Consider the following 13,822-nt stretch of genomic DNA (forward strand, 5'->3'; position numbering starts at 1 on the left):
ATGTTGTCATTCAATCAGGTATCCGCCCATTACGGCAAAATTCAGGCGCTGCATCAGGTCAGTCTCACGATAAGTCAGGGTGAAATCGTGACGTTAATCGGCGCCAACGGCGCCGGTAAAACCACGCTGCTCGGCACCCTGTGCGGCGAACCGCGCGCCAGCGAAGGCAGCATCGTCTTTCAGGGCCAGGACATCACCCAGTGGCAAACCTCGCGCATCATGCGTGAAGCGGTGGCGATCGTACCGGAAGGGCGGCGCGTCTTCTCGCGCATGACGGTGGAAGAAAACCTGGCGATGGGCGGCTTCTTCGCCGATCGTCACCAGTATCAACAGCGCATCGAACGGGTGTTCACGCTGTTCCCGCGCCTGCTGGAGCGCCGAAGCCAGCGCGCCGGCACCATGTCCGGCGGCGAGCAGCAAATGTTGGCCATCGGCCGCGCGCTGATGAGCCAGCCGAAGCTGCTGCTGCTCGACGAACCTTCGCTTGGGCTGGCGCCCATCATCATCCAGCAGATTTTCGACATCATTCAGCAACTGCGGGAAGAGGGCATGACCATCTTCCTGGTGGAGCAAAACGCCAATCAGGCGCTGAAATTGGCGGACCGCGGTTATGTGCTGGAAAACGGCCGCGTGGTGTTGGAAGATACGGGGGCTGCATTGTTAGCCAACGAAGCAGTGAGGTCGGCGTATCTGGGCGGTTAATCCGCCCCCCTACGAATTAAAATAATCAGGTACGAGAAGAAGAAATGAAGACAGAAGGGTTACTCGCGCAGCGCATCGTTAACGTAAAAAGTTCGGCCATCCGTGAATTGCTTAAGCACAGCAAGATGGAACACGTCATTTCGCTGGCGGGCGGCATCCCCTCTGATGCGCTGTTCGATTTCGAAGGATTGAGCATTGCCACCCAGCAGGCGATCACCGAACAGCCGAAAAGCGCGTTCCAGTATGGCCTGACCGAGGGCAGCCCGCTGCTGCGTGAGCGCATCTGCGCGCTGTGCGCCGAGCGCGGCGTCACCGCGCGCGCGGAAGAGGTGATGGTCACCGCCGGCTCTCAGCAGGCACTGGATTTGGTGATGCGCGCCATCGTCAACCCGGGCGACGTGTTCGTGGTGGAGCGCCCGACCTACCTGGCGGCGCTGCAAACGCTGGAACTGGCGGAAGCCAACATCATGTCGGTCTCGTCCGACAGCGACGGCATGGTGGTGGAAGAGCTGGCCGAGCTGCTGAAAACCCAGCGTATCAAGGGCGTGTACGTGGTGCCGAACTTCGGCAACCCGAGCGGCATCACCCTCAGCGCCGCGCGCCGCGAACTGCTGGTGAAGCTGGCCGCCGAACATAACTTCCTGATCATCGAAGACGATCCGTACGGCGAGCTGCGTTTCACCGAAGAGCGCCACCCGACGCTGCATCAGGTGTCGCAGCGGGTGCTGGGCAATACCGACCACATCATCTATACCTCGACCTTCTCCAAGATCCTGGCGCCGGGCCTGCGCCTGGGATGGGCGATCCTGCCGCCGTTCCTGCTGCATAAAGTGGCGATCATCAAACAGGCGGCGGATCTGCACGCCAGCGCCCTGTCGCAGAGCATCGTCGAATGCTACCTCGGCCTGGATCGCCTGCCGGCCCAGATCGACAAGATCCGCGCCGCCTACAAACAGAAGGGCGAGATCCTGGCCGGTTTGGTGGAGCAGGAGCTGGGCGACTACATCACCTTCGATAAACCGAAGGGCGGCATGTTCCTGTGGGCGCGTTTCCGCCAGCCGTTCAACGCCACCGAATGGCTGAACACCACGCTGCAGCAGGGCGTGGTGTTCGTGCCGGGGGAATACTTCTTCTCCGACAACCCGGATCGTTCGACCTTCCGCCTGTCGTTCGCCACCGCCACCGAGCAGCAGATGCAAGAAGCGGTGGCGCGCCTGCGCCGTTCGCTATAAGCCTCGCGGCGGCGGAGCCGATGCCCGCCGCCGACATCAAACCGCCATCTTCACTTCACCTTGCCGTCATGTGGCTGTCATCTAACGGTTATTTTTCTGTCATCCGCGCATGGCATGTTAGCTTCCGAACAAAAAACTGATTCTTTTCGCTCACGCGCTTTTACACCAGCTTTTTCAGGAGTTAGGCATGCTCACCTACGCTATTCGCAAAACCACGCTGTGCGTCGCATTGACCCTGGCGGTCAGCGCCCAGGCGCTGGCGGCGACAGAAATCCCGTTCTGGCATTCGATGGAAGGCGAACTGGGTAAAGAAGTGGACTCTCTGGCGGATCGCTTCAACCAGTCGCACAGCGACGTCAAGATTGTGCCGGTTTATAAAGGCAACTACGAACAGAGCCTGGCGGCGGGTATCGCCGCTTACCGCTCCGGCAAGGCGCCGGCGATCTTGCAGGTTTACGAAGTGGGCACCGCCACCATGATGGCCAGCAAAGCCATCAAGCCGGTCTACGAAGTGTTTAAAGAGGCCGGTATCAACTTCGACGAATCGGTGTTCGTGCCGACGGTGGCCGGCTATTACACCGACAACAAGAGCGGGCATCTGCTGTCGCAGCCGTTCAACAGCTCCACGCCGGTGCTGTACTACAACAAAGACGCCTTCAAAAAGGCCGGCCTGAACCCGGATCAACCGCCGAAAACCTGGCAGGAACTGGCGGCAGATACCGCCAAGCTGCGCGAAGCCGGCATGAAGTGCGGTTACGCCAGCGGCTGGCAGGGTTGGATCCAACTGGAGAACTTCAGCGCCTGGCACGGCGTGCCGTTTGCCAGCGAAAACAACGGTTTCGGCGGCACCAGTGCCAAGCTGGAGTTCAACCAACCGCTGCAGGTCAAGCATATCGCGCTGCTCGAAGCGATGAACAAGAAGGGTGATTTCACCTACTTCGGCCGCAAAGACGAATCCACCGAGAAGTTCTACAACGGCGATTGCGCCATCACCACCGCCTCATCCGGTTCGCTGGCGGACATCAAGCACTACGCCAAATTCAACTACGGCGTCGGCATGATGCCTTACGACGCTGACGCGAAAAACGCGCCGCAGAACGCCATCATTGGCGGGGCCAGCCTGTGGGTGATGAACGGCAAAGACGCCGCCACCTACAAGGGCGTAGCCGAATTCCTGCAGTACCTGGCGCAGCCGGAAATCGCCGCCGAATGGCACCAGAAGACCGGCTATCTGCCGATCACCACCGCGGCTTACGACCTGACCAAGCAGCAGGGCTTCTATGACAAGAACCCGGGCGCCGACGTCGCCACTCGCCAGATGCTGAACAAGCCGCCGTTGCCGTTCACCAAGGGCCTGCGCCTGGGCAACATGCCGCAGATCCGCAGCGTGGTTGATGAGGAGCTGGAAGGCGTGTGGACCGGCAAGAAAACGCCTCAGCAGGCGTTGGACGCCGCCGTGCAGCGCGGTGACGTGCTGCTGCGTCGCTTCGAAGCATCAACCAAATAACCCTGCGTCGCGGGCCCGGCGGACCGGGCTCGCGTCTTCACGCCGATCCTTCCGTGCCCGATTAATGGTTTAACTGCTATGTCATCTTCCCGTCCCGGTTTCGGCTGCAGCTGGTTGCCCTATGCATTGGTGCTGCCGCAGCTGCTGATTACCGCCGTCTTCTTTTTATGGCCCGCCGGCGAGGCGCTGTGGTATTCGGTGCAGAGTCTCGATCCGTTCGGCCTGTCCAGCCAGTTTGTCGGGCTGGATAACTTTAAGCAGCTGTTCCAGGATCCTTACTACCTCGACTCGTTCTACACCACGCTGATCTTCAGCTTCCTGGTGGCGGGCATCGGGCTGGCGGTCTCGCTGTTCTTCGCTGCGCTGGTGGACTACGTGCTGCGCGGCAGCCGCCTCTATCGCACGCTGATGATCCTGCCCTACGCGGTGGCGCCGGCGGTGGCGGCGGTGCTGTGGATCTTTCTGTTCAACCCCGGTCTGGGGTTGATCACCCACTTCCTCAATGGGCTGGGTTATAACTGGAACCATGCGCAAAACAGCGGCCAGGCGATGTTCCTGGTGGTGCTGGCCTCGGTATGGCAGCAGATAAGCTATAACTTCCTGTTTTTCCTCGCGGCGCTGCAGTCGATCCCGCGTTCGCTGGTGGAGGCGGCGGCCATCGACGGCGCCGGCCCGGTGCGGCGTTTCTTCCATCTGGTGCTGCCGCTGATCGCGCCGGTGAGCTTCTTCCTGCTGGTGGTCAATCTGGTGTACGCCTTCTTCGATACCTTCCCGGTGATCGACGCCGCCACCGGCGGCGGGCCGGTGCAGTCCACCACCACGTTGATCTACAAGATCTACCGCGAAGGCTTCGCCGGATTGGATCTCTCCAGCTCCGCCGCGCAGTCGGTGATCCTGATGTTGCTGGTGATCGGCCTGACGGTGATCCAGTTCCGCTTCGTTGAACGTAAGGTGCGCTACCAATGATTGAGAATCGACGCGGGCTGGACATCTTCAGCCATGTGATGCTGATTATCGGCGTGCTGGTGGTGCTGTTCCCGCTGTACGTGGCCTTTGTCGCCGCCACGCTGGACGACAAACAGGTGTTTCAGGTGCCGATGACGCTGGTGCCCGGCGGCCACCTGTGGGAGAACATCCGCAATATCTGGCAGGGCGGCGTGGGCAACCTCAAAGTGCCGTTCTCGCTGCTGCTGCTGAACAGTGTGATCATGGCGCTGGCGATCACCTGCGGCAAGATCGCGGTGTCGGTGCTGTCGGCTTACGCCATCGTATATTTCCGTTTCCCGCTGCGCAGCCTGTTCTTCTGGCTGATTTTCCTCACCCTGATGCTGCCGGTGGAGGTGCGCATTTTCCCGACGGTGGAGGTGATCTCCAACCTCAACCTGCTGGACAGTTACACCGGCCTGACGCTGCCGCTGATGGCCTCGGCCACCGCCACCTTCCTGCTGCGCCAGTTCTTCATGACGCTGCCGGATGAGCTGCTGGAGGCGGCGCGCATCGACGGCGCCGGGCCGATGCGTTTCTTCTGGGACATCGTGCTGCCGCTGTCGAAAACCAATCTGGCGGCGCTGTTCGTCATCACCTTTATCTACGGCTGGAACCAATACCTGTGGCCGATCCTGATCACCAGCGACGCCTCGATGGGCACCGCGGTAGCGGGCATCAAGAGCATGATCTCCACTTCCGGCGCGCCGACCCAGTGGAACCAGGTGATGGCGGCGATGATTCTGACTTTATTGCCACCGCTGGCGGTGGTGCTTCTGATGCAGCGCTGGTTTGTGCGCGGTCTGGTTGATAGCGAGAAATAACGACGATGGCAGGATTAAAACTACAGGCGGTCACCAAGTCTTACGACGGTAAAACGCCGGTGATCAAACAGATCGATCTCGATGTGGCGGACGGTGAGTTCATCGTGATGGTCGGCCCGTCCGGCTGTGGCAAGTCCACGCTGCTGCGCATGGTGGCCGGGCTGGAACGCACCACCAGCGGCGATATTTATATCGATACCCGGCGCGTGACCGATCTGGAGCCCAAGGATCGCGGCATCGCGATGGTGTTCCAGAACTACGCGCTCTATCCGCACATGAGCGTGTACGACAACATGGCTTACGGCCTCAAGATCCGCGGTTTCGGCAAGGATCATATCCGCCAGCGGGTGGAGGAGGCGGCGCGCATTCTGGAGCTGGAGCCGCTGCTCAAGCGCAAACCCCGCGAGCTATCCGGCGGCCAGCGCCAGCGCGTGGCGATGGGGCGCGCCATCGTGCGCGAACCGGCGGTATTCCTGTTCGACGAGCCGCTGTCCAACCTGGACGCCAAACTGCGGGTGCAGATGCGCCTGGAGCTGCAACAGCTGCACCGACGCCTGAAAACCACCAGCCTGTACGTGACCCACGATCAGGTGGAGGCGATGACGCTGGCGCAGCGGGTGATCGTGATGAACAAGGGCGTGGCGGAGCAGATCGGCACCCCGAGCGAGGTATATCAGCGGCCGGCTTCGCTGTTCGTCGCCGGCTTTATCGGCTCGCCGGCGATGAACCTGCTGCCCGGCACCCTGAGCGCCGACGGCGGCCAGCTGCTGCTGGCGGACGGCATGGCGCTGCCGTTGCCGGCGGCCAAGCCGCAGTGGGCGGGGCGGCAGTTGACGCTGGGCATTCGGCCGGAGCATATTCAGCGGGTGGCGCAAGGCCAGGGCGTGCCGCTGCAGCTGCAGACGCTGGAACTGCTGGGGGCCGACAATCTGGCGCACGGCCAGTGGGGCGGCCACGGGGTGATCGCGCGGCTGTCGCATGAAACCTTGCCGGCGGCGGGCAGTACGCTATATTTGCAGCTGCCTGCTCAGGCGTTGCACTTCTTTGACACCCACAGCGGATTACGGATGGATTGATGACGAGACCCTGGCCTTACCCTCATATTGTCGCCCACCGCGGCGGCGGTTCTCTGGCGCCGGAAAACACCCTGGCGGCGATCGACGTCGGCGCGCGCCACGGCCACAAGATGATCGAGTTCGATGCCAAACTGGCGCAGGACGGACAAATTTTCCTGCTGCATGATGATACGCTGGATCGCACCAGCAACGGCTGGGGCGTGGCGGGCGAGCTGCCGTGGGATAAGCTGGTGCAGCTGGACGCCGGCAACTGGTACAGCTCGGCCTTCAAGGGCGAGCGGCTGCCGCTGCTGTCGGAGGTGGCGGAACGCTGCCGGGAACACGGTCTGATGGCCAATATCGAGATCAAACCGACCACCGGCAGCGACGACGAAACCGGCCGGGTGGTGGCGCTGGCGGCACGGCTGCTGTGGCAAGGGCAGACCGACCCGCTGCTCTCCTCCTTCTCGGTGGAAGCGCTGGCGGCGGCGCAACGCACCGTGCCGGATTTGCCGCGCGGCTTGCTGCTGGAGGACTGGGACGACAACTGGCGCGAGCTGACCGAACGTCTGGACTGCGTCTCGCTGCATATCGACCACAAGGCGCTGACTGCCGAACGGGTGACAGCGTTGAAAGACGCCGGTCTGCGCATTCTGGTGTATACCGTTAACCAGCCGGATCGCGCGCGCCTGCTGCTCGACTGGGGCGTTGACTGCATTTGCACCGACCGGATAGATTTGATTGGCCCGGAGTTCTAATCTGGCGCCGATGAATCCTGCGACGACAAGCCTTGCCGCCGCACCACCGGAAGGAATGCGATGCCTGGCTTTATCCTGTCACTGTGGCACCAGATGGTGCTGTCATTACCGCTGTTCGTCCTGATCGCGTTGGGTTATGGGCTGATTCGCTGGGGGAAATGGCCTACCAGCATCACCGATGGCCTGACGCGCTTTGTGTTTTCCCTCGCCTTGCCCGCCATGCTGTTTCGCATGATGTGCGACTTCTCGCAGCGTCCGGCGGTCGACGCTCGGCTGCTGATCGCGTTCTTCGGCAGTTGCCTGATCGTGTTCGTGCTCGGCCGTCTCGTCGCCCGGCACCTTTTCCGGCTGGATGGCGTCGCCGGGTCGGTGTTTGCGCTGGGTGGTATTTTCTCCAATAACGTGATGCTCGGTTTACCGATCGCCAGCGTGATGCTGGGGGAGGCGGCGATCCCGTCGGTGGCGCTGGTGCTGGTGTTCAACGGCCTGATCCTGTGGACGCTGGTCACGGTGTCGATCGAATGGGCGCGCAACGGCTCGCCGACGCTGGGGGGCTTTGCTAAAACCGCGCGCAGCGTGCTGACCAACCCGCTGATCGTCGGCATTTTGTCCGGCACGCTGTTTAGCCTGACCGGCCTGCCGCTGCCGGACTTCGTCGATCGGCCGGTCAGCATGCTCGGCCAGGTGGCGGCGCCGCTGTCGCTGGTGGTGCTTGGCATGGGGCTCGCCGAGTACCGCATCAGCGAAGGCTGGCAACTGAGCAGCGCCATCTGCGTGCTGAAGTTGCTGGTACAGCCGTTGGTGATTTGGCTGCTGGCCTGGATGATGGATCTGCCGCCGATGGAGACCCGCGTGGTGGTGCTGCTGGGCTCAATGGCGGTGGGGGTGAATGTCTACCTGATGTCACGTCAGTTCAATACGCTCACCGGCCCGGCCGCCACCAGCCTGGTGATGTCCACCGTGCTGGCGGCGATCACCACGCCGCTGATCCTCACCGTTATGGGCGTGCGGGCGTAGCCGGCAGCGGGGCCTGCGGCACCGCCGGCGCGGTGCGGTTGAACGGATCGCGCGGCTGGTTGCCGTTAGGCAGCAGCTGGCCGCCGTTCGGCGTGGTTTGCAACAGCTGTTGCCGTTGATTGTCGAACTGGCGCTGCTGTTGCAGGCGGCGTTGATCCATCTGCCGGTTGTTCAACAAGCGCTGTTGCTGCGCCTGTTGGCTGTTTTGGTTGAGAAGCTGCTGCTGTGAACGCAGATCGGTTACGCCGTTGGCCGCTGCAGCCAGGCCGGGCAGCAACAGCAGAGCGAACAGGATGTGAGACGTTTTCATGATGGTTACCTCGCTTTTTTATTAAGCCTAACCCAGCGGTGAAATTTTGCTGGTAGTTTGTATTTTGTTCAAATGTAAACCGCCTTTTCGCCAACGCGGTGCCCATCTTCCGTTACAATCGCCCTTTCGGTCTTTTTAGGGTGAACCCATCGTGCTGCTTTTGGTTATAACCACCATTCTGTGGGCGTTTTCTTTCAGCCTGATCGGCGAGTATTTGGCGGGTCAGGTCGACAGCGGGTTTTCGGCGCTGGTGCGCATCGGGCTGGCGGCGCTGGTGTTCCTGCCGTTCCTGCGTTGGCGCAATATCAAGCCCAGGGTGATCCTGCTGTATATGCTGGTGGGCGCCTTCCAGCTGGGCATCATGTATCTGTTCAGCTTCCGCGCCTATCTCTACCTGACGGTACCCGAATTCCTGCTGTTCACCGTGTTGACGCCGCTGTACATCACGCTGATCTACGACTTACTGAGCGGCCGACATTTACGCTGGGGCTATGTGTTCAGCGCGCTGCTGGCGGTGCTGGGCGCGGCGATCATTCGCTATCACCAACTGAGCGAACACTTCTGGTGGGGGCTGCTGTTGGTGCAGGCGGCGAACATCAGCTTCGCCATCGGCATGGTCGGCTATAAGCGCCTGATGGAAGTGCACCCCTTGCCGCAGCACACCGCCTTTTCCTGGTTCTACCTGGGGGCGGCGGCGGTGGCGGTGGTGGCCTGGTTCCTGTGGGGCAATCCGCAGCAGCTGCCGACGACCAATCTGCAGTGGGGCGTGCTGATCTGGCTGGGCGTGGTGGCGTCGGGGCTGGGCTATTTCATGTGGAACTACGGCGCGACGCAGGTGGATGCCGGCACGCTCGGCATCATGAACAACATGCATGTGCCGGCCGGCTTGTTGGTCAACCTGGCCATCTGGCAGCAACAGCCGCACTGGCCGAGCTTTATCATCGGCGGGGCGGTGATCGTCGCTTCGCTGTGGGTGCACCGCCGCTGGGTGGCGCCGAAACAGCTCGGCTAAACGGGAGGGCGACAGTTTATACGCCGGCCGCCAATGCTTTGGCGCCGGTCGCGCCGGGGCGTGCCGCGTCGCGCACGAACGGCAGATGATCGCAGGCGTGCTGGCGGGCCGAGCGGATAAAGGCTTCGGTCACCGCCTGGCGCTGTTCGCCGTCGCGCACGGCGGCGTACAGGCGGCTCCACAGGCCGTCACCCAGGGTTTTGGTCACCACCAGCCCCTGCCGTTCGAAACTTTCCACCACCCAATGCGGCAGCGCCGCAATCCCCATCCGCGCCGAGACCATCTGGATCAGTAGCAGCGTGTTATCGACGTTCTTCAACGCCGGGTTGACGCCCGCCGGCTGCAGGAAATGCCGCCAGATATCCAGCCGCTGGCGCTGCACCGGGTAAATCAACAGCGTTTCATCGCTCAAGTCTGCCGGCTCGATGTGCGGCTTGCCGGCCAGCGGATGATCCGGCGCCAGCACCAGACGCACCTCGAAATCGAACATCGGCGAATAGTGCAGGCCGCTGCGCGGCAGAATATCCGACGTCATCACCAGATCCAGCTCGCCCTGTTGCAGGGCCGGCTGCGGATCGAAAGTCACGCCGGAGGTGAAGTCCATCACCACCTGCGGGAAACGCTGGCGGAAATTGTCCAGCGCCGGCGTCAGCCACTGAATGCAGCTGTGGCATTCGATGGCGATGCGCAGCGTGGTCTGGTGCGGCTCGTGGCAGGCCTGCAGCGCCTGTGAGATTTGCGGCAGCACCTGTTCCGCCAGCTGCAGCAAGATCTCGCCCTGGGCGGTGAAGCGCAGCGGCTGGCTCTTGCGCACGAACAGCTTGAAGCCCAGACGTTGCTCAAGATCGCTGAACTGGTGCGACAGGGCAGACTGCGTCTGATGAAGTTGGGCCGCCGCCCCCGCCAGCGAACCGCTGCTGCGCAGGGCCTGCAGCGTCCGTAAATGTTTCAGTTCGATCATGAGAGTCCTTCACATTGACAGTGAATAAATTGCGCTTGTGGTTAATACAGTACCTGCTGATTATGGATGTGTAAACATCTGGACGGCTAAATGGGGAATAAGACGATGGCAATTTTGAATCACACACTGGGTTTTCCTCGCGTTGGGCTACGACGTGAGCTGAAAAAAGCTCAGGAAAGCTACTGGGCTGGCAACTCAACGCAGGAAGAGCTGTTGGCGGTTGGCCGCGAGCTGCGCGCTCGCCATTGGCAACAGCAACAGCAGGCCGGGGTGGATTTGGTGCCGGTCGGCGATTTCGCCTGGTACGATCATGTGTTGACCACCAGCCTGCTGCTGGGCAACGTGCCGGCGCGCCATCAGAATGCGGATGGCTCGATCGATCTGGACACGCTGTTCCGCATCGGCCGTGGCCGCGCACCGACCGGCGAGCCGGCAGCCGCGGCGGAAATGACCAAATGGTTCAACACCAACTACCACTACATGGTGCCCGAGTTCCAACAAGGCCAGCAGTTCAAGCTGGGCTGGACCCAGCTGCTGGATGAAGTGGACGAAGCGCTGGCGCTTGGTCACCGCATCAAACCGGTGCTGCTGGGCCCGGTGACCTATCTGTGGCTGGGTAAAGTGAAGGGCGAGCCGTTCGATCGCCTGTCGCTGCTGAAAGACATTCTGCCGGTTTACCAGCAGGTGCTGGCGGAGCTGGCGAAACGCGGCGTCGAGTGGGTGCAAATTGACGAGCCTGCGCTGGTGCTGGAGCTGCCGCAGGCCTGGCTGGACGCCTTTAAACCAGCTTACGACGCGCTGCAGGGGCAGGTTAAGCTGTTGTTGACCACGTATTTCGACAGCGTCGGCCACAACCTTGATACGGTTCGCACGCTGCCGGTGCAGGGGCTGCACGTCGATCTGGTCGCCGGTCACGACGATATCGCCGCGCTGAGCGCCGCATTGCCGCAAGACTGGCTGCTGTCGCTGGGCGTGATCAACGGCCGCAACGTTTGGCGCGCCGATCTGAGCCGCTGGTTCGAACGTCTTCAGCCGCTGGTGGGCACCCGCCCACTGTGGATCGGCAGCTCCTGTTCACTGCTGCACAGCCCGATCGACCTGAGCGTGGAAAGCCGTCTGGATGAAGAAGTGAAAAGCTGGTTCGCCTTCGCTCTGCAAAAATGCGCCGAGTTGGCGCTGCTGGCTGCGGCGCTGAACGCGCCTGACGCGGCGAAGCTAGCCGAACTGGACGCCTACAGCGCACCGATCCGCGCCCGCCGTCAGTCGAGCCGTGTACACAATGCGCAGGTTGAGCGCCGTCTGGCCGCTATCACCGCGCAGGACAGCGAGCGCCACAGCGCGTACGCCGAGCGCGCCAGGGCGCAGCGCGAACGTTTCAACCTGCCGGCCTGGCCGACCACCACCATCGGTTCGTTCCCGCAGACCACCGAGATCCGCGGCCTGCGTCTGGACTTCAAGCAGGGCCGTCTGGACGGCAGCAACTACCGCACCAGCATCGGTGAGCACATCAAACAGGCGATCGTTGAGCAGGAGCGCCTCGGGCTGGACGTGCTGGTGCACGGTGAAGCCGAGCGCAACGACATGGTGGAATATTTCGGCGAAAACCTCGACGGCTTCGTGTTTACCCAGAACGGCTGGGTGCAGAGCTACGGCTCCCGCTGCGTGAAGCCGCCGGTGATCATCGGTGACGTCAGCCGCCCGGAAGCCATTACCGTCGAATGGGCAAAATTCGCCCAGTCGCTGACCGACAAGCCGGTAAAAGGCATGTTGACCGGGCCGGTGACCATCCTGTGCTGGTCGTTCCCGCGTGAAGACGTGACCCGTGAAGTGATTGCCAAGCAGATTGCGCTGGCGCTGCGCGACGAGGTGGAAGATCTGGAAAAAGCCGGTATCGGCATCATTCAGATCGACGAACCTGCCCTGCGCGAGGGGCTGCCGCTGCGCCAATCCGACTGGGCCGCCTACCTGAACTGGGCGGTGGACGCCTTCAAATTGAACGCCGCCGTGGCGCAGGATGACACCCAGATCCACACCCACATGTGTTACTGCGAGTTCAACGACATCATGGACTCCATCGCCGCGCTGGACGCCGACGTGATCACCATCGAGACCTCGCGTTCCGATATGGATCTGCTGGAAGCCTTCAAAGAGTTCGAATACCCGAACGAAATCGGGCCGGGCGTCTACGATATTCACTCGCCGAACGTGCCGAGCGTGGAATGGATCGAAGCGCTGCTGCGTAAAGCGGCGCAGAACATCCCGGCGGAACGCCTGTGGGTTAACCCGGACTGCGGCCTGAAAACTCGCGGCTGGCCGGAAACCCGGCAGTCGCTGGCCAACATGGTATTGGCGGCGCAGCGTCTGCGCGAGCAGGCGTGATGGCGTGCGGCGGATGAGCTCCGCCGCTTACAGATTGACTGGTGTGATGATTGGGCGCTTCGGCGCCCTTTTTTATGCGGGGGAGGTTACTTGACGCCGTGCTGGGCGAACCACGCCAGCATGCGTTGCCAGCCGTCTTGCGCCGCTTCGGCGTTGTAGCTGGGACGATAATCGGCGTTGAACGCATGCCCAACCTCGGGGTACACCACGATTTCGGCCTCGGCGTTGGCGGCGCGTATCGCCTGGCGCATGGTTTCCACCGTCTCCAGCGGAATGCCGCTGTCCTGCCCGCCATACAGCCCCAGTACCGGCGCCGACAGGTGGGTGGCGACATCGACCGGATGCTTCGGTGAATTCAGCGTTTTCTCGCCGACCAGTTTGCCGTACCAGGCGACCGCGGCCTTCAACTGCGGGTTGTGCGCCGCGTACAGCCAGGTAATGCGGCCGCCCCAGCAGAAGCCGGTGATCGCCAGCTTGCCGGCGTCGCCGCCGTGGCGGATAGCCCAGTGCGCGGCGTGATCCAGATCCGACAGCACCTGACGATCCGGCACCCTGGTCACCAACTGCTGGAACAGCTCGCCGATATCGCTGTAGTCGTTGGCATCGCCCTGGCGGAAATAGAGCTCGGGCGCGATCGCCAGATAGCCCTGCTTGGCCAGGCGACGGCACAGATCCTGAATGTGCTCATGGACGCCGAAGATTTCCTGCACCACCAGCACGATGGGAAAGGGGCCGTTATGGTCGGCGGGTTTGGCGACGTAGGCCGGCAGCGCGTCGCCCTGAGAAGGGATGGTCGTTTGCCCGGCATGAATGCCCTGTTCGTCGGTGATAATCGCGGAGGCGGCCAACGGCGCGGCGGCCGGGGCGAATCCCCCCTGAGCCTGTTCTAATGTCATCACATGTTCGGTTTTCATTGCGGTCTCCGTGCAATAGAAAAAAGCGCTGAGATTAACTATAGGAAAGATTACCCATTATTGGCGCTGCGTGGCGCACTTTCGGACAAGTCGATAAAAAACGGCTAATTATCTGGCTTTGCGGCATTTTTAAGCGCTTTTTATCATGTTATTACGCGTTTTGGCCC

At 61.9% G+C, this 13,822-nt stretch carries 13 protein-coding genes; 10 read left to right on the forward strand and 3 right to left on the reverse strand.

From position 1 onward, the window contains the following. From livF to ACJ8QF_RS21550, 8 genes are all read left to right on the forward strand, one after another. Complete coding sequence (gene livF / locus ACJ8QF_RS21515; protein WP_015376292.1) at window positions 1-702, forward strand: high-affinity branched-chain amino acid ABC transporter ATP-binding protein LivF; 702 nt, start codon at window positions 1-3, stop codon at window positions 700-702. Window positions 703-746: 44 nt separating this feature from the next. Continuing rightward, window positions 747-1,934, forward strand: a complete 1,188-nt coding sequence (locus ACJ8QF_RS21520) for an aminotransferase-like domain-containing protein (RefSeq protein ID WP_004934394.1) — start codon at window positions 747-749, stop codon at window positions 1,932-1,934. Window positions 1,935-2,121: 187 nt separating this feature from the next. Further along, window positions 2,122-3,441 carry a sn-glycerol-3-phosphate ABC transporter substrate-binding protein UgpB gene (ugpB, locus tag ACJ8QF_RS21525; RefSeq protein WP_004934396.1) on the forward strand — a complete coding sequence of 440 codons (1,320 nt, stop codon included), beginning with the start codon at window positions 2,122-2,124 and terminating at the stop codon, window positions 3,439-3,441. Window positions 3,442-3,519: 78 nt separating this feature from the next. Next, window positions 3,520-4,407, forward strand: a complete 888-nt coding sequence (gene ugpA, locus ACJ8QF_RS21530; protein WP_015376293.1) for a sn-glycerol-3-phosphate ABC transporter permease UgpA — start codon at window positions 3,520-3,522, stop codon at window positions 4,405-4,407. Further along, window positions 4,404-5,249 carry a sn-glycerol-3-phosphate ABC transporter permease UgpE gene (ugpE, locus tag ACJ8QF_RS21535; RefSeq protein ID WP_004934403.1) on the forward strand — a complete coding sequence of 282 codons (846 nt, stop codon included), beginning with the start codon at window positions 4,404-4,406 and terminating at the stop codon, window positions 5,247-5,249. The genes ugpA and ugpE overlap by 4 nt, the downstream gene beginning before the upstream one ends. Before the next feature lie 5 nt (window positions 5,250-5,254). Further along, window positions 5,255-6,325, forward strand: a complete 1,071-nt coding sequence (locus ACJ8QF_RS21540) for a sn-glycerol-3-phosphate import ATP-binding protein UgpC (protein WP_004934406.1) — start codon at window positions 5,255-5,257, stop codon at window positions 6,323-6,325. Then, the gene (gene ugpQ / locus ACJ8QF_RS21545) at window positions 6,325-7,062 is read left to right on the forward strand and encodes a glycerophosphodiester phosphodiesterase (RefSeq protein WP_049186115.1); all 738 of its coding nucleotides are present in this window, start codon (window positions 6,325-6,327) and stop codon (window positions 7,060-7,062) included. The genes ACJ8QF_RS21540 and ugpQ overlap by 1 nt, the downstream gene beginning before the upstream one ends. A gap of 60 nt (window positions 7,063-7,122) precedes the next feature. Then, window positions 7,123-8,079 (forward strand): AEC family transporter, encoded by a 957-nt coding sequence (locus ACJ8QF_RS21550; protein ID WP_049241604.1) that lies wholly within the window; start codon window positions 7,123-7,125, stop codon window positions 8,077-8,079. Here the strand turns inward: ACJ8QF_RS21550 and ACJ8QF_RS21555 are convergent. Next, the gene (locus ACJ8QF_RS21555; RefSeq protein WP_016929457.1) at window positions 8,060-8,389 is read right to left on the reverse strand and encodes a hypothetical protein; all 330 of its coding nucleotides are present in this window, start codon (window positions 8,387-8,389) and stop codon (window positions 8,060-8,062) included. The genes ACJ8QF_RS21550 and ACJ8QF_RS21555 overlap by 20 nt on opposite strands. Window positions 8,390-8,540: 151 nt before the next feature. Between ACJ8QF_RS21555 and ACJ8QF_RS21560 the strand changes: the two genes are divergently transcribed. After that, entirely contained in the window at window positions 8,541-9,401 is an 861-nt protein-coding gene (locus tag ACJ8QF_RS21560; protein WP_265261781.1) for a carboxylate/amino acid/amine transporter, read from the forward strand. 16 nt (window positions 9,402-9,417) lie between these two features. Here the strand turns inward: ACJ8QF_RS21560 and metR are convergent, their stop codons facing one another. After that, entirely contained in the window at window positions 9,418-10,362 is a 945-nt protein-coding gene (metR, locus tag ACJ8QF_RS21565; protein ID WP_015376299.1) for an HTH-type transcriptional regulator MetR, read from the reverse strand. A gap of 90 nt (window positions 10,363-10,452) precedes the next feature. Between metR and metE the strand changes: the two genes are divergently transcribed. Then, window positions 10,453-12,741 (forward strand): 5-methyltetrahydropteroyltriglutamate--homocysteine S-methyltransferase, encoded by a 2,289-nt coding sequence (gene metE, locus ACJ8QF_RS21570; RefSeq protein WP_265261780.1) that lies wholly within the window; start codon window positions 10,453-10,455, stop codon window positions 12,739-12,741. Window positions 12,742-12,827: 86 nt separating this feature from the next. On the opposite strand, the gene ACJ8QF_RS21575 is transcribed toward metE, so the two are convergent. Then, entirely contained in the window at window positions 12,828-13,655 is an 828-nt protein-coding gene (locus ACJ8QF_RS21575) for a dienelactone hydrolase family protein (RefSeq protein WP_015376301.1), read from the reverse strand. Window positions 13,656-13,822: the final 167 nt, after the last annotated feature.

Source organism: Serratia sp. CY81684 (assembly GCF_052166595.1).
In the GTDB taxonomy this organism is placed as follows: Bacteria; Pseudomonadota; Gammaproteobacteria; order Enterobacterales; family Enterobacteriaceae; genus Serratia; species Serratia nematodiphila.